We start from the raw sequence: 18,081 nt of genomic DNA, 5'->3' as shown, positions 1-18,081 counted from the left end.
CTTGCTCGCGAAGTCGGCGGCACAGTCAACATTTGATGTCGCCTGATACACCGCTTTCGCGAGCAAGCCCGCTCCCACAGGTTCCGCGCCTGAACTGACTGGTATTGGGCCCAATGACCGCCTTCTTTCGTTTGGCTTGCGGGTTAAATCGGGGCTATTTCATTTTCAGGATTGTAAGCCCGAGTTTCTGATTGCTGCCGTCCTGTGCTTTGACCCACACCACTTCGGTATCGGCCTCAAGGCCTTTGAGCGCTGCATGATCGGAATCGATCCTCACGCTGAGCCGGTCACCGACCCTGAACAAGCGAGGTGCTTCAACCTGCATGCCACTGCTGGAAAGGTCAATGCAGACGGCTGGCACCTCGTCGCCTTCATGAATCAGCGACACATCGGCATCGACCCGCATGCGGATGAAATCGCGCTTTTCGCTGTAGTCCCGACCGGTTTCGCTCATGGGCTCGATCCTTCCTTTGGGTTACGGTTTTGCCTGTTCTTATAACTCCCGGTGATTTGACAAGTAAAGACGTCAAGCGACCATCGGCGTGAGCTTGAAACGCCTCGCGGATGGGAGTACCGTCTGCGCCTTAGAAGGGCACCTTTGGTGTACCTGTAAGTAGGGCTAACGCTCGAAAACGGTGCGGCAGAGAGGCTAGAAAGCGAATCCAGTAGTGTGTGCGGGGGCCAATGCCCAGCCTGCTACGCCAACCTAATTCTGGCGCCGTTTGCCCACATGCCAAAAACCAGTGCCACGCTGCTGATAATCGATGATGACGAAGTAGTGCGCGCGAGCCTCGCGGCCTACTTGGAAGACAGTGGTTTCAGTGTCCTGCAGGCCAGCAACGGCCAGCAGGGTCTTCAGGTATTCGAGCAAGACAAGCCCGACTTGGTCATCTGCGATCTGCGCATGCCGCAGATGGGCGGACTCGAACTCATTCGCCAGGTCACTGAGCTGTCGCCGCAGACCCCGGTGATCGTGGTGTCGGGCGCGGGCGTGATGAACGACGCGGTCGAGGCCCTGCGCCTGGGCGCGGCGGACTATCTGATCAAGCCTCTTGAAGATCTGGCCGTGCTCGAGCACTCCGTGCGCCGGGCCCTGGATCGTGCGCGCCTGCTGCTGGAAAACCAGCGCTATCGCGAGAAGCTGGAAAAGGCCAACCGCGAGCTCGAAGCCAGCCTGAACCTGCTCCAGGAAGACCAGAACGCCGGTCGCCAGGTGCAGATGAACATGCTGCCGGTCAGCCCCTGGAGCATCAACGAGTTCCAGTTCGCGCACCAGATCATTCCGTCGTTGTACCTGTCGGGCGATTTCGTCGACTACTTTCGGGTCGATGAGCGTCGGGTAGCGTTTTACCTGGCGGACGTTTCCGGCCATGGCGCCTCTTCAGCCTTCGTTACCGTGCTGCTGAAGTTCATGACCACGCGCTTGCTGTTCGAATCCAAGCGCAACGGCACATTGCCAGAGTTCAAGCCTTCAGAGGTTCTTGGTCATATCAACCGGGGCCTGATCAGTTGTAAGCTGGGTAAACACGTCACAATGGTCGGTGGAGTCATCGACGAGGAGACCGGTTTGTTGACCTATAGCATCGGCGGTCATCTGCCGTTGCCTGTGTTGTACACGCCAGACAGTGTTCGTTACCTGGAAGGGCGCGGTCTGCCGGTGGGCCTCTTCAATGAAGCCACCTACGAAGACCACGTACTGGAATTGCCACCAGTGTTCAGCCTGACGCTGATGTCTGATGGCATTTTGGACCTTTTGCCAGAACCCACACTCAAAGATAAAGAAGCTGCTTTGCCTCAACGGGTGAAGGCAGCGGGCGGCAGCCTGGATGGTCTGCGCCAGGTTTTTGGATTGGCCACGCTAGGGGAGATGCCGGATGATATCGCCCTGTTGGTGTTGAGCAGGAATCTTTAATGAGTACCGGTAGAATCCAGTTCGCCGAGCAGGACGGCACCTTCGTCCTGAAGTTCGTCGGTGAAGTTCGCCTGACCCTGTGTTCGGCGTTGGATGCGACTATTGAGCGGATCTTCACCGCGTTGAACTTCAACGCCATCGTGATCGATCTGACCGAAACCCGCAGCATCGACAGCACCACCCTGGGCCTGCTGGCCAAACTGTCGATCCTGTCGCGGCAAAAGGTCGGCCTGCTGCCGACCGTCGTCACCACCCACGAAGACATCACCCGTCTGCTGCAGTCCATGGGCTTCGAGCAAGTGTTCAACATCGTTGACCGCCCGATCCCATGCCCTGAATGCCTGACCGACCTGCCAGACCAGGATCAGTCCGAAGAAGTCGTGCGGGTCAAAGTCCTCGAGGCGCATAAAATCCTCATGGGCCTGAACGACTCCAACCGTGAGGCGTTCCATGACCTGGTGAATGCGCTGGAGCGGCATTGATCCCCTAAAGCCGCCGCGCAAACACACTACCGCGACCACTACAAATCCCCTGTGGGAGCGGGCTTGCTCGCGAAAGCGTCAGTCCAGTCACTACGATGTTGAATGTACAGGCCCTTTCGCGAGCAAGCCCGCTCCCACATTAGCCCCGCGTGGAACACACCATCCCGAACCCACCACAAATCCCTTTGTGGGAGCGGGCTTGCCCGCGAAGACGTCATAACGATCACTGCATCTTTCAACGCGAAGCCCACTACCCAAATTCAACACAAAAAAAAGGGCGAACCCATCAAGGTTCGCCCTTTTTTGCTTCAAAGCTAACTCAAATCACAGCTTGGCCTGCAACAACGCCTCAAGCTTCTCCTGATCCCGAGCAAACTGACGAATCCCCTCAGCCAGCTTCTCGGTCGCCATCGCATCCTCATTGGACAACCAACGGAACTGCGCTTCATTCAGGCTCAGACGCGCCTCGCCAGCATGCCCCGGCGCCAATTTGCGCTCCAGCTTGCCAGTATCCGCCGCCAGCTTCTCCAGCAGATCCGGGCTGATGGTCAACCGATCACACCCCGCCAGCTGCTCGATCTGATTCAGATTACGGAAGCTCGCACCCATGACCACAGTCTTGTAGTCATTGGCCTTGTAGTAGTTGTAGATACGCGTCACCGACTGCACGCCCGGATCATCCGCGCCGGTGTAGTCGTTGCCAGTGGCTTTCTTGTACCAGTCGTAGATACGGCCAACGAACGGCGAAATCAGGAAAACCCCAGCGTCAGCACAAGCCGCAGCCTGAGCGAAAGAGAACAGCAAGGTCAGGTTGGTCTGAATGCCTTCCTTTTCCAGCTTCTCGGCAGCGCGAATGCCTTCCCAGGTCGAAGCGATCTTGATCAGCACACGGTCACGGCCAACGCCGGCCTTGTCGTACAGGTCGATCAGACGGTGCGCACGCTTCAATACGGCGTCAGTGTCGAACGACAGGCGCGCATCCACTTCAGTGGAAATACGGCCCGGTACAACCTTCAGAATCTCTTGCCCTACCGCAACGCCAAAACGGTCGCTGGCCAGGCCCACATCGCCCTTGCAGTCATGAACGCAAGCGTTCAGCAACTCGGCATAAGCGGGAATGGCCGCCGCTTTGAGCAGCAGGGAAGGGTTGGTGGTAGCGTCCACCGGTTTAACGCGAGCGATTGCTTCGAAGTCGCCGGTGTCGGCAACCACGGTGGTCATTTGTTTGAGTTGTTCCAGCTTGGAAGTCATGAGCGTGCTCTGTCCTATGGGTCTAATGACATTACCCGAGCGCTTGCAGCCACTCAAGGGCGCGTACGTGTATCGATAGCCCCAGCGGCAACAACCTGAAAACGGATGTTTGAAAGGCGGGGCGTGATATCGGTAGATACGATGCTGAAATGGGGCGCGGGTTCAACGCAGCTGACGGTTAACGCCCCTCCAACAACTCCGCCGCCTGATCCAGCAACGCCAAAGGCTCTTTGGCCTTATGAATATCCACCGACAACAGCTGCCGAAATTTCCGCGCCCCCGGAAACCCGGTGCCCAGCCCCAGCACGTGCCGGGTGATGTGGTGCATCGATCCACCCGCCAGCAGATGCTCGGCAATATAAGGCCGCAACTGCGCCAGCGCCTCGGCCCGGCTGATCACTGGTGCCTTGCTGCCGAACAGCTGCTGATCCACCTCAGCCATCACATAAGGATTGTGATACGCCTCACGACCCAGCATCACGCCGTCGAATGTCTGCAAATGCTCGTGACAGGCCTCCAGCGTCTTGATCCCGCCGTTGAGAATAATCTCCAGCTCCGGAAAATCCGTCTTCAACCGCGCCGCCACGTCGTAGCGCAGAGGCGGAATGTCACGGTTCTCCTTCGGCGACAACCCCTCCAGAATCGCAATCCGCGCATGCACCGTAAAACTCGTGCACCCGGCATCCCGAACCGTGCCGACGAAATCACACAATTCCTCGTAACTGTCCCGCCCATTAATCCCGATCCGATGCTTCACCGTCACCGGAATCGACACCGCATCACGCATCGCCTTCACACAATCGGCCACCAACTGCGGATGCCCCATCAGGCACGCGCCGATCATATTGTTCTGCACCCGATCACTCGGGCAGCCGACGTTCAGGTTTACCTCGTCGTAGCCGTGGTCCTGGGCCATGCGTGCGCAGGCGGCCAGATCCAGCGGGACACTGCCGCCGAGTTGGAGCGCGAGCGGGTGTTCGGCTTCGTTGTGACGCAGGAAGCGGTCGTGGTCGCCGTTGAGGAGGGCGCCGGTGGTGACCATTTCGGTGTAGAGGAGGGCGTGCTTGGAGAGTAGGCGTAGGAAGAAACGGCAGTGGCGGTCGGTCCAGTCCATCATGGGGGCGACGGAGAAGCGGCGGGAGAGCGGAGCGGGTGTGGCGGTGATTGGGGGCATTGGCGTTTCTGGAATGGGTGAGGCTGGGAGGTGTGGAGTTTATCAGGATTGGGCTTGCGGGGCTCAGGTGAGTCTTGCTGCGGTAGTTGAGTGGGGGCTGTCAGGAATTTTGTGTGCGGGTCGGTTAGGCCAGCACACAATAAATCTGACAGTTCTGTGGGGCGCGGGGGCTCGCTCGTCCCCACGCCGATGTGCAGCATTGATTACTTGGATGGCTCGACGTTATCCAGCGCCTGGTTCACCGCCAGCTCACCCAGCATGACCACTTGCGCAATGCCCAGCAGGGTTTTGCGGTGTGTCCCCTCCAGCAGCGCTGCAAAATCACTGAGCATAACCGTGGCCGATCCCAGTGACTCGCAGGCGTTGGCCAGCAAGGATTCGGTGTTGTATGCCGGGTTGGCTAGGAACATGCGCTCGGGTTCGTTGGTCGTGGCCATGATTTGAGCGGCCGGTTTGAGATGATAGTCGAGGGCGCGTTCGGCGGCTTCGTTGAGTTTTTTGGAGTCAAGCGATTCGTAGGGGGATGCCGGATCTGTGATCGGCGGATTGGGTGTTGGTTTGAACATAGATAAAACTCCTCATGCCGTAAATAAAGGAGCCATCCAACCTCGCTACCAAACGATGGGTGGCGGCCATGCGCAGGTTGGTAGACCGGGACATGAGGAAGCCGGCGCGCCCGAAGGTGCCCTGTGCATGACCACCATAAAGCCGAGACGAAAAACGCCGCGAATGGTGATGCTGTGCAAATCTCATGTACGGGCTACCAAACCCGATCGCTGTTTTTCAGCGACGGGGAAACGATAAAGCCCGGACCTTAAGCGCACAAGCCGGTGGATTCTGGCGTAGTCGTAGGTAACGACGCAAGCCGTTGTAGCCTTTGTGAAGTAACCGCGAGTGTCTTTAAACATCCCATTTAAACGAGCGAGTTTCTTCGAAGAAAACAAGGAAATATCTGACGTCTTTTTTATGGTTAGTCGTCGTGAATGTGGCGTTCATGTACCGAATAAGCTGCAGGACGTTATCGCATCAACTCCGTGACGGAGCTGCTAGACACCCTTCCGCGCAACACACCTTCATGACTCCGTCATTCACGTCTATGTCACCTCAAGCATGAAGGATTAAACTGCTGCAGATTTTCTGCTTCCTAAACTCAGGGATGAAGTTTGTCTTGATGAAGTATTTGACTGCGGTCTTGGTGCTGGCTTGGGCCGCCGCGCCTTCCAACAGTTGGTCCAGGGATGATCCGACCAACTCCCCACAGGCGGGCGGGCGCACCTACGCGCAAAATTACAAGGATATGGTGCTGGCAGACTGCATCGCTACCGCCTACAAGAGCGAACCTAAAGCCGCCCAGGACGCCGGAAGCAGTGCCAGTGCGCTTATGGACTGGACCTATTTCGATCTGGAGCAAGCACCTCAAGCCGGTAGACCTCTGGTTGACCAGTTTCTGGCTCGTGATTATCACAATCCACTGGTCGAATCAGAGCGCCAAGGCGTTCGCTTTGAACTGCTCAAATGCCTGGACCTGTATCACAGCAAAGATTTGGACAGCCAGGTAAAACAATTGGTCATCAATCCCCTGCATACCTATCGTCAGGACAATCCGCCGCGCCCCCAAAAGGAGTGACCCTGAACTGCGATTGACGATGAGCAGCCGTAACGATGATGGCAGCTGAACCAACGCTGTCACTCAGCAATGTTTCATCAAGTTTGACGGGCTTGCGGCATAGGATGATGAACTAAGGTCGTGTTGCCACGCTTCTAGCCAAAGGGAACTGAACAATGATCCTGAACCTCTTCAAAGTCATGCTGATAGCCGGTGCTTTGCTCTTGAGCGCCTGTTCGGGTGTGAGCACCAGCACGTGTTTCTCAGAAGCTTGCCAACAGTTTGATGGCCATAGCGCCAACAAGGTGAACTTTGGTGGGAGCGCGATCGGCAACAGCTTTAATGAGTACAGCTCGGGCTTACTGCACGACTAAGGAATGATGCAACGGCTGAAATACTTCCGCCGTTGCGTCTGCCTGATGCATCGCAAGTTCTGTTTTTGCGACTGCTGCGCAGCCGGACGCAGGCTTCGCCAGCTGCTACATGGAATGGATAGCAGCGGGCTATTTACCCTCTGGCACCGCTATCCACTGACCCAGAATTTTCTGGTAATTACCCGTCACCTTGGCCAAATGCAGCCACTGATCGACATACAACTTCCAGCTAATGTCATCGCGCGGCAACAGATAAGCCTTCTCCCCATACTGCATAAATTGCGTCGGGTTGACCGCGCAAAGGCCCGGTTTAAGTTTCTGCTGGTAGAGCGCTTCCGAGGCGTCGGTAATCATCACGTCAGCCTTCTTGTCCAGCAGCTCCTGGAAGATGGTCACGTTGTCGTGAAGTTTCAATTGCGCTTTGGGCAGGAAGGCGTGAACGAAGGCTTCGTTGGTGCCGCCGGCTGGTTCGACCAGGCGAACGGAAGGTTGGTTGATTTGTTCGATGGTCTGGTATTGCGCCTGGTTTTCGCAGCGCACCAGTGGGATTTTGCCGTCGACATCCAGCGTGGTGCTGAAGAAGGCTTTTTTCTGGCGTTCCAGGGTGACGGAGATGCCGCCGACGCCGATGTCGCATTTGCCCGCGAGCATGTCGGGCATCAGGGTTTTCCAGGTGGTCTGGACCCACTCAACCTTCACGCCCAGGCTGTCGGCCAATGAGCGGGCCATGGCGATGTCGATCCCCGAGTATTCGCCGTCTTCACCTTTGAAGGTATAGGGTTTGTAGTCGCCCGTCGTACAAACGCGAAGTTGGCCTTGTTGCAGGACGGTGTCGAGATGGGAAGGGGTTTGCTCTGCCTGAACGCCGCTGGCTAGCGCGAGCAGGCCACAGAGCATCATTGTGCTTTTTATGGTTTTCATTGTTATCGGGCTTTTGTGATTGAGTGGGGTTCAAGCGGGAGTCAGTGTAGTGAAAGCGCTTCTTGACTGTCATCCACTGTCCCAGTACCCCATTCACTCCAGCACATGATACGTGTCAGGCAAGGCCCGACACGTATCCCTTCACATTAGTTGTTTATCCACAAGCCAAGGACTTCGAACTCTTAAGATGCGCTTCAATCGAGTTGCTGGCAGCGGATCAGCAACAAAATCGAAGTCTTGAATGCCGTCAGGCGGGAACTGAATATAAACCCGTGGCTCCAGTCTCGGGTTTGTCCATCCAGCAGAACCCACCAGACCAATTGCCGATATAGGTAGCTGCGGTGGGTTTGATTTAAGTAATTTTAACTTGATGTCCACCACTTTCATTGCTTCTTAATGCCATTGACGCTTGATTTCCTGCCACTGATTGTCTGACAGCCACTTATCTGCCGCCGGAAAGAAAATATGTTCCTCAGCGTCCATATGATCGTAATATTTTTTGATGAAATCATCGATAGTGTCAGCAATGACTCTCGTTTCCTGAGTTGTGTTCTCCAACATCTTCAGCTGTCCGGCAATGCGCCCAAATGCCTGATGATCTCGCTCGATATCCTTGACCCGTTGGTGGATCGGTGCCTCAGTTGTTAACAAGACCAGCCGAATAAGTTCTTCATTTTCATGGTGGTGTCGCTCTGCATCACCATGCAAGGCTTCCAGCATCTTGAACAACAGCTTGCAGTCATCAGCACCATCGGATTCATGCCTCATTTTCCTCAGCAACTCTTTGATCTGAGTAATTTTCATAGCTACTTCATGATGATAGGCCTGAAGTTCTTTTAATAAGACGTTCATATTAAATCCTCGTTATGACCAAACCATCACGGGTTCCTGCATCTTTAAATTTCAATGCCTTGTCAAACACACTCGCCAGCACTATTTAACCTTTTTAGTATAGGTGAGCACAAAGCGCTCACCTCAGGAAATTTGCCGCCCTTGGAAAAAATTGAAATATCAGGTTTATGTTTATATGCACTATTTGATCTGCCGGATATCCGTCAGCGAAAACGGAAGGAAAAAGCAGCGCCCAAAATCGACGCGATCCACTTATTGAGTCATCCATCACAATAAAGAGGTCGCAGCGGTCAGCACACTGGATGACGATGCCACGACTTCCACCGAGCCCGGGCTCAACGACAGCAACAACCGGCCCCACCGCACCCGGACGTTTTCCTGACCTGCTCGTGACTGTCTGCGGCCAACAGGCTTGCCGGATAACCAGCCTCCGTCAGCGCAGAAATCAGGGTGTTGCTTTGTATATCGCCCGTCACCTTGACCCGGCCATGGGCCAGATCGACCGTCACCTCGCCAACTCCCGCCAGCGGTTGCAGCGCCGCGTTGACGTGTTTGACGCAGCTGCTGCAACTCATGCCTTCGACGTGCAACTCAATACTGTTCATGGATAAACCTCTTTGGTGGCGGCGCCCATCAGCGCTTGAAGTCATCGTTGACCTTGTCACGATGGCAAGGTCAAGCGCTTGTTTCGTGCTCAGTCAATCGAGGCCTGGCGCAGGCGCAAGACGTTAAACACCACTGAGGCAGAGCTCACGCTCATGGCCAGTGCAGCCACCAACGGGGACAACAGATGCCCGGTCAACGGGTAGCACAACCCGGCGGCGAGGGGATGCCCATGGCGTTATAGGCCAGGGCAAAGGCCAGGTTCTGGTGCATGTTGCGTACGGTTGCCACCGATAGGCTGCGGGGGCATGTACCCGGGCCGCGCTGGCGGATTTGCGGGTGCATGGGGCTTTTCGGTCGCCGCCGACTCCGGTGCCTGCTCCTTCTGAGCAGGTGACTTTAGGTCATCCAGATGTCCGTTATGGCGATGCATGGGTCAGTGCCTGCCGTCGTGGTGATGGCCAAACGGGTGCATCAACGGGCACAGCAATAGAATCAGGTAAGGCAGAATCGGTGAGATATGGCCGTAATGCTCGCGGGCCAGGTAAAACAGGCCGATCACTAGCAGCATGCCCAGCGCGATGCCGGGTTTGCTGCGCCAGAAGGAGAAGGCTGGAGGCGTCGAGGGTGGTGAGTGGTTCATGTGGCGAGCTCCATTCCGACGAAGTCAGATTTATTGGCCCATCGGCATCTTCATCATGCTGGATTGCTGATCCATCATTTTCATCATCATGTCCATCATCGCTGTGCCCGAGCCGTCCTTGCTGCCGGACATGCCCTTGCCCATCTCCATGCCTGTGCAATGGCCGTGCATCATGCCCATGCTGTTTTTCATCGTGGTCATGGCTTCCTGCATCGCCGCCTGGCGTTCGGCCGGGGTTTTGGCGGCGATCATTTTGTCGTGGGCCGCCTGCATTCTTTGCATCTGTTCGCTCATGGTCTTGTCTTGCATGGGCGTGGTTTGGGTTGCGTCGTTCGTGGGGGCGGCAGGCGCTGTTTCGGGGTGATGTTCGTCGGTGGCCAGCACTGGCAATGGGCTGCTGATGAGCAGAGCGGCTACGAGCGATTTGACGTAGATGTGCATGACAATCTCCACAGTATTAAGGGGATCGGCAGCGCTAAGGCAGCTGCGGACCAGAGCATTTCGTGTTCCCGATAGAGGGAATGATTCAGAAATTACGCCCCGACCGGCGGGCGTTGTTGATCCATATCAAATAATGCCTCCAGGCTTATTGCGCTGCCATTTCCATCTCCGGGCTCAACGTTCCGAGCCAGGCCACCAACCCCACAATCACCACAGCAGCCACCCATTCCACCACCACGCTGCGCCGTAACGCATTAGCGGCGACGGCGTATTGCCCGTCCCGCAACGATCGCTCCAATAACGGCCCAAGGTGAAACCGGTTCAACGCGGCGAGGACGAGCATCCCGGCAAACAGCCCCACTTTGATAAACAGCAAAACCCCGTAAGTACTGAGAAACACCTCATCCAGCTTCGGCCCAACGATGAACAGATAATTCACAACCCCCGTCACCGTGATGAGCACCACGATGACCGCGCCAATCACCTCAAATCGATTAACAGCGCGAGCCAACAACTTGATGCGCGCTTCGGTTTGCAGCGCATTAATCTTCGCCATCAACGCAAACGCCATCAATGCGCCAAGCCAGGCCCCTGCCGTCAGCAGGTGCAGAATGTCCACCGTGAAATGCCAGAAACGACGACTGCCTTCATCCATAGCGCCATGCCCGTTCCAGGCCAGGCTGGAAAGAGCAACACCGCCGGCAAAAGCTGCAACCCATAAACTGAAACCAGGCGCACGGAGCATCACCGCTAAACCCGCGACGACCAGCGCAATAATGCGAACCCCCCAAGCCAACCCGACGTTCGTCTCGAACAGCATCATCTCGATGTGCGGACGCAGCTCGGCGAAGTCCGATTCCCCGCTCATGGCACTCGCCATCATCACCATGCTGGCGACGGACAGCAGCGCACCCAGCACTGCCGTCCCCGCCAACATCGACCGAAACGGCAATACCGCTCCCGACAGCCGTTCCCGTCCTTTAAGGCTGTACAGCCCAAAGAGCGCCACCCCAAACAACAGCATCAAATCCACATACAACGCAAAGCGCAGGGCAATGCTGATTGAGTCGCTCATCCATCACTTCACTTTGAACGTAACGTTGCCGGTGATCGGGTGAGTGTCCGAAGACACGGCGCGCCATTCGACTTTGTAGCTGCCGGTGGGCAGTGGCGAGAGCGGGGTGATGACCATGGTTTTCGGGTCGCTGCCGCCGGAAACTTTGGCCTTCATGGGCATGGGCGAGTGGGCCATGCCGGGCATTTCGGTCATGACCAGTTTGGCGCCGGAGAACTGGGTCACGAGGTTTTCGGAGAAGTGCAGTTCGATGTTGCTCGGCGTCGCGCCTTCCGCGCCTTCGGCCGGGGTGGAGGAGAGCAGTTTCGGGTGGGCTTGAGCCAGTGTGCTCATCAGCAGCCCGGTTGAAAGTGCGATGGCAACAGCGGTGGTTTTGATTGTGCGCATGCAAGGCCTCTTACCGCTTTAAGCGGTTGGTTTTTAGGTTTTTGAGTTAAAGCGTTTAGAACCACAACCGAACGCCGAGCACGAGGCGGGCTTCGCTGCGGTCCTCGCCTTCGTCCTTGGCGTAGTCGGCGGTTTTGCCGTAGGTGCGGTTCCAGGTCACCCCGATGTAAGGCGCGAATTCCCGGCGGATTTCATAGCGCAGCCGCAGGCCGGCTTCGGTGTTGGAGAGCCCGGAGCCGATGCCCCGTTGCGGGTCGTTTTTGCCGTAGACGTTGAGCTCGGCGGTCGGCTGCAAGATGAGCCGATTGGTGAGCAGAATGTCGTAGTCACCTTCCAGCCGTGCGGCGGTCTGGCCACCTTCGCCGATGAAGGCGGTGGCCTCGGCTTCGAAGTTGTACAGCGCCATGCCTTGCACGCCGAATGCGGCCCAGGTTTGCGGATCGCCGGGTTTGAAATCCTGGCGCACGCCGGTCACCACGTCCCACCACGGGCTGATCGCGTGGCCCCAAAGGGCCTGGACTTCGGCGTCTTCGGTCTTGCCATTGACGCGTTCGCCTTCGGAGCGCAGCCACAGGCGATCGATGTCGCCGCCGACCCAGCCGGACAGATCCCACGCCAATGCGCTGCCGTCGTCGGCGTCCTGCCATTCGAGTTTGTCGGCGAGCAAGTAATAGTTGAGCGCGGTGTCATGCACATTGTGGCCGGTGGGGCTGGCGTACACGGCGGCGCGGTCGGCGTCGGTCAATGCCGGGATCGGTGTGCGGCTTTGGGTTGGCGCGGCGGGCTGCATCTGGCCGTCGTCCATGCTCTGCATTTGGCTGTGATCCATGCCCTGCATCTGGCTATGATCCATGCCCTGCATGTCGTCGGTGGCGGCCATGGCCGAAGAAACCGTGAGGCCAGCGAGTGCCAAAGCGAGGCGGGTAGAGCGATTCAGTCTGGTCATGGGTAGCGCCTCATTCTTCCACGCGAACTTCACGGAACATGCCCATTTCCATGTGATACAGGAGATGGCAGTGATAGGCCCAGCGACCGAGCGCGTCGGCGGTGACCCGATAGCTGCGTTTTGATCCCGGCGGCATGTCGATAGTGTGTTTGCGCACCATGAACTGGCCGTTCTCGTCTTCGAGGTCGCTCCACATGCCGTGCAGGTGAATGGGATGAGTCATCATCGTGTCGTTGACCAGTACCACCCGGATTCGCTCGCCGTACTTGAGTCGCAGCGGTTCGGCATCGGAGAACTTCACGCCGTTGAATGACCAGGCGAATTTCTCCATGTGGCCAGTCAGGTGCAACTCGATGGTGCGACCGGGCTCGCGGCCATCCGGGTCTTCGAAGGTGCTGCGCAGGTCGGAGTAGGTCAGCACGCGGCGACCGTTGTCGCGCAGGCCAAGGCCCGGGTCGTCAAGTTTCGGCGAGGTGGTCATGGCTTGCATGTCCACCAACGGGTTGTCTTTTTCCGTATCTGGGTGGGATTGCATACCGGCCATGCCGCCCATGGCCATGCTGCTGTGATCCATCCCGGCCATGCTGTCCATGCCCTGCATGTCACCGCCATCCATGCCCGTCATACCTTGCGGTGCACTGTGATCCATCCCCGCCATGTCGCCGCCCATGCTGCCGTGATCCATCCCGCCCATGCCCATGTCATCCATGGTCACCAGCGGTCGCGGATCCAGCGGTGGCACTGGCGCCGACAAGCCGGCCTTCACCGCAAGGGTGCCTCGTGCAAAACCCGTTCGGTCCATCGACTGGGCGAACAGGGTATAGGCGTCCTGGGTCGGCTCAACGATGACATCGAACGTCTCCGCCACCGCGATGCGGAACTCGTCGACGCTCACCGGTTTGACGTGTTGGCCATCCGCGGCGACCACGGTCATTTTCAGGCCGGGGATGCGCACGTCGAAGTAGGTCATCGACGAGCCGTTGATGAAGCGCAGTCGCAGCTTTTCGCCGGGGCGGAACACGCCAGTCCAGTTCATGTTCGGCGCCTGGCCGTTCATTAAGTAGGTGTACGTGGCGCCGCTGACGTCGGCCAGATCGGTGGGGTTCATCTTCATCTCGGCCCACATCTTGCGATCGGCAACTGTCGAGCCCCAGCCTTTCTCGCTGACGTCGTGGATGAAATCGCCCACGGTGCGCTTGTGGTAGTTGTAATAATCGGATTGTTTCTTGAGTTTGCTCATCAGGCCGACCGCGTCTTCATCGGTCCAGTCGGTCAGCATCACCACGTAATCGCGGTCGTACTGGAAAGGCTCCGGTTCCCTGGCGTCGATCACCAATGGCCCGTAAACCCCGGACTGTTCTTGAAAGCCCGAATGGCTGTGATACCAGTAAGTGCCGTTCTGCCGGACCTTGAACTGGTAGACGTACATCCCGTCCGGCTCTATGCCGTGAAAGCTCAGGCCCGGCACGCCGTCCATGTTGGCGGGCAGCAAGATGCCGTGCCAGTGAATCGAGGTGCTGTCCTTGAGTTTGTTCTTTACCCGCAGCGTGACGGTGTCGCCTTCACGCCAGCGCAGCAGGGGACCGGGAATGCCGCCGTTGATGGTCATCGCGGTTCGAGGGTTGCCGGTGATGTTGACCGGGGTTTCGCCGATGAACAGGTCGAAGTCGGTACCGGCCAGCACGTTCGGTTCGCCGGGGCTGCTGACCGCCCAGACCGGCGTGCGCCATAGCCCGAGGCCCGCGAGGGCTCCACCCGCGGCCAGGCCCTTCACGAAAGTGCGTCTTGAGGTGTTGGAGTGCATGCCGTTTTTCCCATCCGTCAGCCTGATGAAGCCCTCAAATCCATCCTGAGCGGAGGGAGGAGAACTTAATGAGGTGAAGGTTAACGGGCGGCGCCTTTCAGCAGACTGAGGCCAAGATTACATTTCTGACAGTTTCACTCTGTGTTTAGTGACTTCTGTTCGGCTTGGACGAGTCCGCTACGGTGGCATTACCGCAATTGATATACGAGGAAGACTTCAACCAGCGCTGATCCGGATAGTAAGAAAACAACAGCTGCCCATCTTTCATCGAGTCGATCAGCTGATGCGCAATCGCAGGCCTCACCGCCGGGCAACCCAGGCTTCTGCCGATTCGGCCATTCGCTCGCGCCAGATCCGGACTGACATAGGGCGCGCCATGAATAACGATCGCCCGCTCGAAAGCGTTGTCGTTGAAACCCGGCTCCAGACCTTCCATGCGCAACGAGTAACCGTTCTGCCCGACATAGCTGGACTGGGTTCGGTACAAACCAAGACTGGTGGCGAAGCTGGCATTGCGGTTGGAGAACTGACGGGCCATGTTTTCGCCGCTGTTGCGACCGTGGGCGACCAGTTCGTGGAACAACAACTTGCGTTTCTTAAGGTCGAATACCCAAAGACGTTGTTCGGTGGAGGGCAGGGAGTAATCGATGACTGCTAGCCTTTGAGCCGGGGCCGCGCTTTGGGCCCGGCTGCATTGGGAAGCGCGTACGGCCAGGGCAATCACCTTGGCGTTGGCATTGGGGGCCGCTTTGATCAGCGCGGCTTCAAGCGAATCGGCGTAGGCTGCCGGTAAGGTAAAAGCGGTCAGCAACAGGGCCGTCATTAAAAAGCCGAAGCGGTCTAGGGCCATATGCAAGTCTCATCTGATTGTTTCGAGTCTAGCAGCGCGCACGACGCTAGCCGGTTGAAAACGGGAGATTAAGGATTATCCATGGGGCAGTTAACAAGGTTATTCGTCATAAGCCGCATATTTTTTATGGGCTTTCTGATAAGCGGCATGGCAATTGCGGAAACTTCGCCGATTGAGCCGCCATCTCCCGTTAGCGTCGTCGCGGATGCCGCGCCTGGGGATTATGTCGGTCAAGCGATTCAGGCGGCGTTGGCGCCATTGAGTTCGGCGTTTCCCCCGCTGCTCACGTCACCGGGCCATCAACGGGTCGACGTCAATCGAGCGGTGATGGACTTTTATAGCCATCGTGGCTATCGCGCCGCCTGGACGGACGATGACGATGTCGTCCAGTTATTGAAAAGCCTGAGCGACACCGGGGTCGATGGCCTGGACCCCGAGGATTTTCGAATTGCCGAACTGGTCACGGCCAGAAACTCGATGCAGACCACTGCGCCGACCCCCGGGCAACGGGCGGCTTTTGATATCTCGGCGACCCAGACGTTTATCACAGCGCTGCTGCAGTTGCGGCGCGGCAAGGTCGACCCTTCGCGGCTGGACATCCATTGGAATTTCGACCCGGTCGGCATCGACCCCCGGGAGGACGTCAATCTTTTCTTCGCCGCCCTCGACAGCCATGACGTCGCGCGCGCGTTCGCCCAGGCGCCGCCACAAGAAGCGATTTATGGCACGTTGCGACAGGGCCTGGCGCAACTGCGCAGGGTTCGCGACAGTGGTGGCTGGCCAAAGATTCCAGCAGGGCAGACCCTCAGGCCCGGCATGGACGACGCCTCGGTTGCGCAGTTGCGCGCTCGTTTGGTGGCAGGTGGTTATCTGACCGCGAAAATGAACGCGCGCTCCGACTACGACGACACCGTCATGGCAGCGGTGAAGAAGTATCAGGCCGAGCAATACCTCGGGGCGGATGGTGTGGCGGGGCCGGCGACACTCGCGGCGCTGAACGTGCCGGTCGAGGCGCGAATCGACCAGGTCCGCGTGAACATGGAGCGGGCGCGGTGGCTGCTGTACAAACTTCAGGGCACCTTTGTCATCGTCGACATCGCCGGGTACAAGGTTTCGTTCTATCGCGATGGCAAGCTGATATGGCGCTCCCGGGTGCAGGTCGGTAAACCGTATCGCAGCACACCGATTTTTCAATCCGAGATCACTTACATCACGTTCAACCCGACCTGGACCGTACCGCCGACCATTCTGGTCAAGGACATGCTGCCGAAGATTCGCAACAACCCTGGCTATCTCGATGCAAACCGGATTCGCGTGATCGATCGAGAAGGCAACGTGCTCGACCCGTCGACCGTCGATTGGGACAACCCGCGCGGCCTTACGCTGCGTCAGGATGCAGGGTCGGATAACTCGCTGGGGCAGGTAGTCATTCGCTTTCCCAATGACTATGCGATTTACCTGCACGACACACCGCATCGCGAGTTGTTTGCGCAATCCAATCGTGCGACCAGTTCTGGCTGTATTCGGGTAGAAAACCCGCTGCAATTGGTGGAGTTGTTGTTCAACGACCCGGTTCGCTGGAACAGTGCAGGGATTCAAAAGCAGTTAGCCAACGGCAAGACAGAGAACATCAGGCTCCCCGTGAAAGTGCCGGTGCTGTTGGCCTACTGGACGGTGGACCTGAGTCTTGACGGGCGAGTGACGTTCAAGCCCGATGTGTATGGGTACGATAAGCCGGTGTTGCGGGCGCTGAATCTGCCTTCGGAACGGCCAACACTGGACGGGAGGCGAGCGGCGCCTCCCTCGATGGCGGTGGGGCAGAACAAGCTTTAAAGCCCCAGCCCTTCTTGCACCGCCAGAAGCAGGTTGTGTTCGGTCAGCGCGATCGCATCCGGTTGTTGTCCGGATTGCTCGATCGCCTGGAGCCACCAATGCGTCTCGCCGTGTTCATCGACGGTTCGCAATAGGGCGAGTTCCTTGCCTGTCGAGCGAATCTCGATCCGCCCGGCACCGTCGGCGGTGAAGCGAGCGACGGGATCGAAGGTGATGCTGTGGTGGTTGCCTTCGATCAGCAGTTGGTCGATGGCGTAATCGTAACTCGCCTCGTCCGGCGCCCTTTCGAACACGTGCGTGGAATTGCGTCGCAGCTTCAGGCCCACCTCGATCAATGGCTGCAGCCAGGTTTCGATCTGGTGATACAAGTCATAGACCTGGCCCGGCCAGCTGTCGATCGCCTGATCGGCGATGGTCGCATCGGCACTGGTTTGCCGGGATTGTTTCAGCTTCTCGGCGAGCTCATCTGCTTTACTCATTTCGATTTCCTGTCGTGATGTCAGTTAATCGTAGCTCCTTCAAGGTCATGCGGTTTTGCCTTGCGTCATGCGATTGAAACACCCGCAGTCCTTAGGGATAAATGCCAGTCAGTTAAACGGTAATGCGATCCTGTAGCAGCTGCCGAGCTTGCGAGGCTGCGTTCGGCTGCGCAGCAGTCGTGAATGCGGCTGACGAGATCTGCCTGACGTACCGCAATCTCTGGTTTTACGACTGCTGCACAGCCGAACGCAGCCTCGCAAGCTCGACAGCTGCTACAAAAAGTGCGTCGCGGCTAATTGCTTAACTAAAGCTGTCGCGGGTGAAGGCGCTGATTACCCCTCGGCTCGTATTTCACTCGTCGGGAAGTCGATCTCTGTAGATCTGGCGCATTTACCCCGCACAACCCCGTAGACTAAGCTCACAAAAAATAAGGGTTTTGGGCCTTTG

At 57.5% G+C, this 18,081-nt stretch carries 21 protein-coding genes and 1 pseudogene; 5 read left to right on the top strand and 17 right to left on the bottom strand.

Annotated features, from left to right (window positions below):
• Nucleotides 1-154: 154 nt before the first annotated feature.
• The gene (locus tag PMI36_RS02025) at nucleotides 155-454 is read right to left on the bottom strand and encodes a PilZ domain-containing protein (protein ID WP_008076018.1); all 300 of its coding nucleotides are present in this window, start codon (nucleotides 452-454) and stop codon (nucleotides 155-157) included.
• Nucleotides 455-730: 276 nt separating this feature from the next.
• Between PMI36_RS02025 and rssB the strand changes: the two genes are divergently transcribed.
• Complete coding sequence (gene rssB, locus PMI36_RS02030; protein WP_008076016.1) at nucleotides 731-1,912, top strand: two-component system response regulator RssB; 1,182 nt, start codon at nucleotides 731-733, stop codon at nucleotides 1,910-1,912.
• Entirely contained in the window at nucleotides 1,912-2,394 is a 483-nt protein-coding gene (gene rssC / locus PMI36_RS02035) for an anti-sigma factor antagonist RssC (protein WP_007897104.1), read from the top strand. Before rssB ends, rssC begins: the two co-directional genes overlap by 1 nt.
• 324 nt (nucleotides 2,395-2,718) lie before the next feature.
• Here the strand turns inward: rssC and tal are convergent, their stop codons facing one another.
• The 3 genes from tal to PMI36_RS02050 form a co-directional block, all read right to left on the bottom strand.
• Complete coding sequence (tal, locus tag PMI36_RS02040) at nucleotides 2,719-3,645, bottom strand: transaldolase (RefSeq protein WP_008007128.1); 927 nt, start codon at nucleotides 3,643-3,645, stop codon at nucleotides 2,719-2,721.
• Nucleotides 3,646-3,823: 178 nt separating this feature from the next.
• Nucleotides 3,824-4,819 carry a tRNA dihydrouridine(20/20a) synthase DusA gene (gene dusA, locus PMI36_RS02045; RefSeq protein ID WP_008076014.1) on the bottom strand — a complete coding sequence of 332 codons (996 nt, stop codon included), beginning with the start codon at nucleotides 4,817-4,819 and terminating at the stop codon, nucleotides 3,824-3,826.
• A 203-nt stretch (nucleotides 4,820-5,022) separates the two neighbouring features.
• Nucleotides 5,023-5,385 (bottom strand): DUF6124 family protein, encoded by a 363-nt coding sequence (locus tag PMI36_RS02050; protein WP_008076011.1) that lies wholly within the window; start codon nucleotides 5,383-5,385, stop codon nucleotides 5,023-5,025.
• A 605-nt stretch (nucleotides 5,386-5,990) separates the two neighbouring features.
• Here PMI36_RS02050 and PMI36_RS02055 point away from each other — a divergent pair.
• Nucleotides 5,991-6,446 carry a type VI secretion system amidase immunity protein Tai4 gene (locus PMI36_RS02055; protein ID WP_008076009.1) on the top strand — a complete coding sequence of 152 codons (456 nt, stop codon included), beginning with the start codon at nucleotides 5,991-5,993 and terminating at the stop codon, nucleotides 6,444-6,446.
• A gap of 155 nt (nucleotides 6,447-6,601) precedes the next feature.
• Nucleotides 6,602-6,799, top strand: coding sequence for a hypothetical protein (locus tag PMI36_RS02060; RefSeq protein WP_008076008.1), 198 nt, complete (start codon nucleotides 6,602-6,604; stop codon nucleotides 6,797-6,799).
• A gap of 129 nt (nucleotides 6,800-6,928) precedes the next feature.
• Here PMI36_RS02060 and PMI36_RS02065 read toward each other — a convergent pair whose 3' ends face one another.
• The 12 genes and pseudogenes from PMI36_RS02065 to PMI36_RS02110 all read right to left on the bottom strand — a co-directional run bounded on the left by PMI36_RS02065 (nucleotide 6,929) and on the right by PMI36_RS02110 (nucleotide 15,321).
• Nucleotides 6,929-7,720: a transporter substrate-binding domain-containing protein gene (locus PMI36_RS02065; RefSeq protein WP_008076006.1), complete on the bottom strand. Its 792-nt coding sequence runs from the start codon at nucleotides 7,718-7,720 to the stop codon at nucleotides 6,929-6,931.
• Nucleotides 7,721-7,861: 141 nt separating this feature from the next.
• Entirely contained in the window at nucleotides 7,862-8,107 is a 246-nt protein-coding gene (locus PMI36_RS31100) for a hypothetical protein (RefSeq protein ID WP_238543606.1), read from the bottom strand.
• A gap of 6 nt (nucleotides 8,108-8,113) precedes the next feature.
• Nucleotides 8,114-8,572: a hemerythrin domain-containing protein gene (locus PMI36_RS02070; protein WP_008076004.1), complete on the bottom strand. Its 459-nt coding sequence runs from the start codon at nucleotides 8,570-8,572 to the stop codon at nucleotides 8,114-8,116.
• A gap of 335 nt (nucleotides 8,573-8,907) precedes the next feature.
• A complete protein-coding gene (locus PMI36_RS02075) occupies nucleotides 8,908-9,177 on the bottom strand; it encodes a heavy-metal-associated domain-containing protein (protein WP_008076002.1) in 270 nt (89 codons plus the stop codon).
• Between the two features lie 89 nt (nucleotides 9,178-9,266).
• A pseudogene (locus tag PMI36_RS31095) lies at nucleotides 9,267-9,478 on the bottom strand (copper-transporting ATPase); the annotation flags it as partial.
• A 133-nt stretch (nucleotides 9,479-9,611) separates the two neighbouring features.
• Entirely contained in the window at nucleotides 9,612-9,818 is a 207-nt protein-coding gene (locus PMI36_RS02080; RefSeq protein WP_008076001.1) for a DUF2933 domain-containing protein, read from the bottom strand.
• 30 nt (nucleotides 9,819-9,848) lie between these two features.
• Entirely contained in the window at nucleotides 9,849-10,259 is a 411-nt protein-coding gene (locus PMI36_RS02085) for a hypothetical protein (RefSeq protein ID WP_008075993.1), read from the bottom strand.
• Between the two features lie 145 nt (nucleotides 10,260-10,404).
• Complete coding sequence (copD, locus tag PMI36_RS02090) at nucleotides 10,405-11,334, bottom strand: copper homeostasis membrane protein CopD (protein WP_008075991.1); 930 nt, start codon at nucleotides 11,332-11,334, stop codon at nucleotides 10,405-10,407.
• A 3-nt stretch (nucleotides 11,335-11,337) separates the two neighbouring features.
• Nucleotides 11,338-11,721, bottom strand: a complete 384-nt coding sequence (copC, locus tag PMI36_RS02095) for a copper homeostasis periplasmic binding protein CopC (protein WP_008075987.1) — start codon at nucleotides 11,719-11,721, stop codon at nucleotides 11,338-11,340.
• A 55-nt stretch (nucleotides 11,722-11,776) separates the two neighbouring features.
• Nucleotides 11,777-12,667 (bottom strand): copper resistance protein B, encoded by an 891-nt coding sequence (locus PMI36_RS02100; RefSeq protein WP_008075986.1) that lies wholly within the window; start codon nucleotides 12,665-12,667, stop codon nucleotides 11,777-11,779.
• Between the two features lie 10 nt (nucleotides 12,668-12,677).
• The gene (locus tag PMI36_RS02105) at nucleotides 12,678-14,471 is read right to left on the bottom strand and encodes a copper resistance system multicopper oxidase (RefSeq protein ID WP_008075983.1); all 1,794 of its coding nucleotides are present in this window, start codon (nucleotides 14,469-14,471) and stop codon (nucleotides 12,678-12,680) included.
• A 145-nt stretch (nucleotides 14,472-14,616) separates the two neighbouring features.
• Entirely contained in the window at nucleotides 14,617-15,321 is a 705-nt protein-coding gene (locus PMI36_RS02110) for a murein L,D-transpeptidase catalytic domain family protein (protein ID WP_008075981.1), read from the bottom strand.
• An 81-nt stretch (nucleotides 15,322-15,402) separates the two neighbouring features.
• Between PMI36_RS02110 and PMI36_RS02115 the strand changes: the two genes are divergently transcribed.
• A complete protein-coding gene (locus PMI36_RS02115) occupies nucleotides 15,403-17,154 on the top strand; it encodes a L,D-transpeptidase family protein (RefSeq protein ID WP_008075979.1) in 1,752 nt (583 codons plus the stop codon).
• Here the strand turns inward: PMI36_RS02115 and PMI36_RS02120 are convergent.
• Nucleotides 17,151-17,633, bottom strand: coding sequence for a hypothetical protein (locus PMI36_RS02120; protein ID WP_008075977.1), 483 nt, complete (start codon nucleotides 17,631-17,633; stop codon nucleotides 17,151-17,153). The two genes, PMI36_RS02115 and PMI36_RS02120, sit on opposite strands and share 4 nt — an antisense overlap.
• Nucleotides 17,634-18,081 lie beyond the last annotated feature (448 nt).

The sequence above is a fragment of the Pseudomonas sp. GM79 genome (genome assembly GCF_000282495.1).
Taxonomy (GTDB): Bacteria; Pseudomonadota; Gammaproteobacteria; order Pseudomonadales; family Pseudomonadaceae; genus Aquipseudomonas.
This window is presented reverse-complemented; position numbering and strand designations above follow the sequence as displayed.

What these genes read in the sequence shown, in the direction of transcription:
- PMI36_RS02025 (WP_008076018.1), bottom strand. Translation starts at nt 454, where the DNA reads ATGAGCGAAACCGGTCGGGACTACAGCGAAAAGCGCGATTTCATCCGC.
- rssB (WP_008076016.1), top strand. Translation starts at nt 731, where the DNA reads ATGCCAAAAACCAGTGCCACGCTGCTGATAATCGATGATGACGAAGTA.
- rssC (WP_007897104.1), top strand. Translation starts at nt 1,912, where the DNA reads ATGAGTACCGGTAGAATCCAGTTCGCCGAGCAGGACGGCACCTTCGTC.
- tal (WP_008007128.1), bottom strand. Translation starts at nt 3,645, where the DNA reads ATGACTTCCAAGCTGGAACAACTCAAACAAATGACCACCGTGGTTGCC.
- dusA (WP_008076014.1), bottom strand. Translation starts at nt 4,819, where the DNA reads ATGCCCCCAATCACCGCCACACCCGCTCCGCTCTCCCGCCGCTTCTCC.
- PMI36_RS02050 (WP_008076011.1), bottom strand. Translation starts at nt 5,385, where the DNA reads ATGTTCAAACCAACACCCAATCCGCCGATCACAGATCCGGCATCCCCC.
- PMI36_RS02055 (WP_008076009.1), top strand. Translation starts at nt 5,991, where the DNA reads ATGAAGTATTTGACTGCGGTCTTGGTGCTGGCTTGGGCCGCCGCGCCT.
- PMI36_RS02060 (WP_008076008.1), top strand. Translation starts at nt 6,602, where the DNA reads ATGATCCTGAACCTCTTCAAAGTCATGCTGATAGCCGGTGCTTTGCTC.
- PMI36_RS02065 (WP_008076006.1), bottom strand. Translation starts at nt 7,720, where the DNA reads ATGAAAACCATAAAAAGCACAATGATGCTCTGTGGCCTGCTCGCGCTA.
- PMI36_RS31100 (WP_238543606.1), bottom strand. Translation starts at nt 8,107, where the DNA reads ATGAAAGTGGTGGACATCAAGTTAAAATTACTTAAATCAAACCCACCG.
- PMI36_RS02070 (WP_008076004.1), bottom strand. Translation starts at nt 8,572, where the DNA reads ATGAACGTCTTATTAAAAGAACTTCAGGCCTATCATCATGAAGTAGCT.
- PMI36_RS02075 (WP_008076002.1), bottom strand. Translation starts at nt 9,177, where the DNA reads ATGAACAGTATTGAGTTGCACGTCGAAGGCATGAGTTGCAGCAGCTGC.
- PMI36_RS02080 (WP_008076001.1), bottom strand. Translation starts at nt 9,818, where the DNA reads ATGAACCACTCACCACCCTCGACGCCTCCAGCCTTCTCCTTCTGGCGC.
- PMI36_RS02085 (WP_008075993.1), bottom strand. Translation starts at nt 10,259, where the DNA reads ATGCACATCTACGTCAAATCGCTCGTAGCCGCTCTGCTCATCAGCAGC.
- copD (WP_008075991.1), bottom strand. Translation starts at nt 11,334, where the DNA reads ATGAGCGACTCAATCAGCATTGCCCTGCGCTTTGCGTTGTATGTGGAT.
- copC (WP_008075987.1), bottom strand. Translation starts at nt 11,721, where the DNA reads ATGCGCACAATCAAAACCACCGCTGTTGCCATCGCACTTTCAACCGGG.
- PMI36_RS02100 (WP_008075986.1), bottom strand. Translation starts at nt 12,667, where the DNA reads ATGACCAGACTGAATCGCTCTACCCGCCTCGCTTTGGCACTCGCTGGC.
- PMI36_RS02105 (WP_008075983.1), bottom strand. Translation starts at nt 14,471, where the DNA reads ATGCACTCCAACACCTCAAGACGCACTTTCGTGAAGGGCCTGGCCGCG.
- PMI36_RS02110 (WP_008075981.1), bottom strand. Translation starts at nt 15,321, where the DNA reads ATGGCCCTAGACCGCTTCGGCTTTTTAATGACGGCCCTGTTGCTGACC.
- PMI36_RS02115 (WP_008075979.1), top strand. Translation starts at nt 15,403, where the DNA reads ATGGGGCAGTTAACAAGGTTATTCGTCATAAGCCGCATATTTTTTATG.
- PMI36_RS02120 (WP_008075977.1), bottom strand. Translation starts at nt 17,633, where the DNA reads ATGAGTAAAGCAGATGAGCTCGCCGAGAAGCTGAAACAATCCCGGCAA.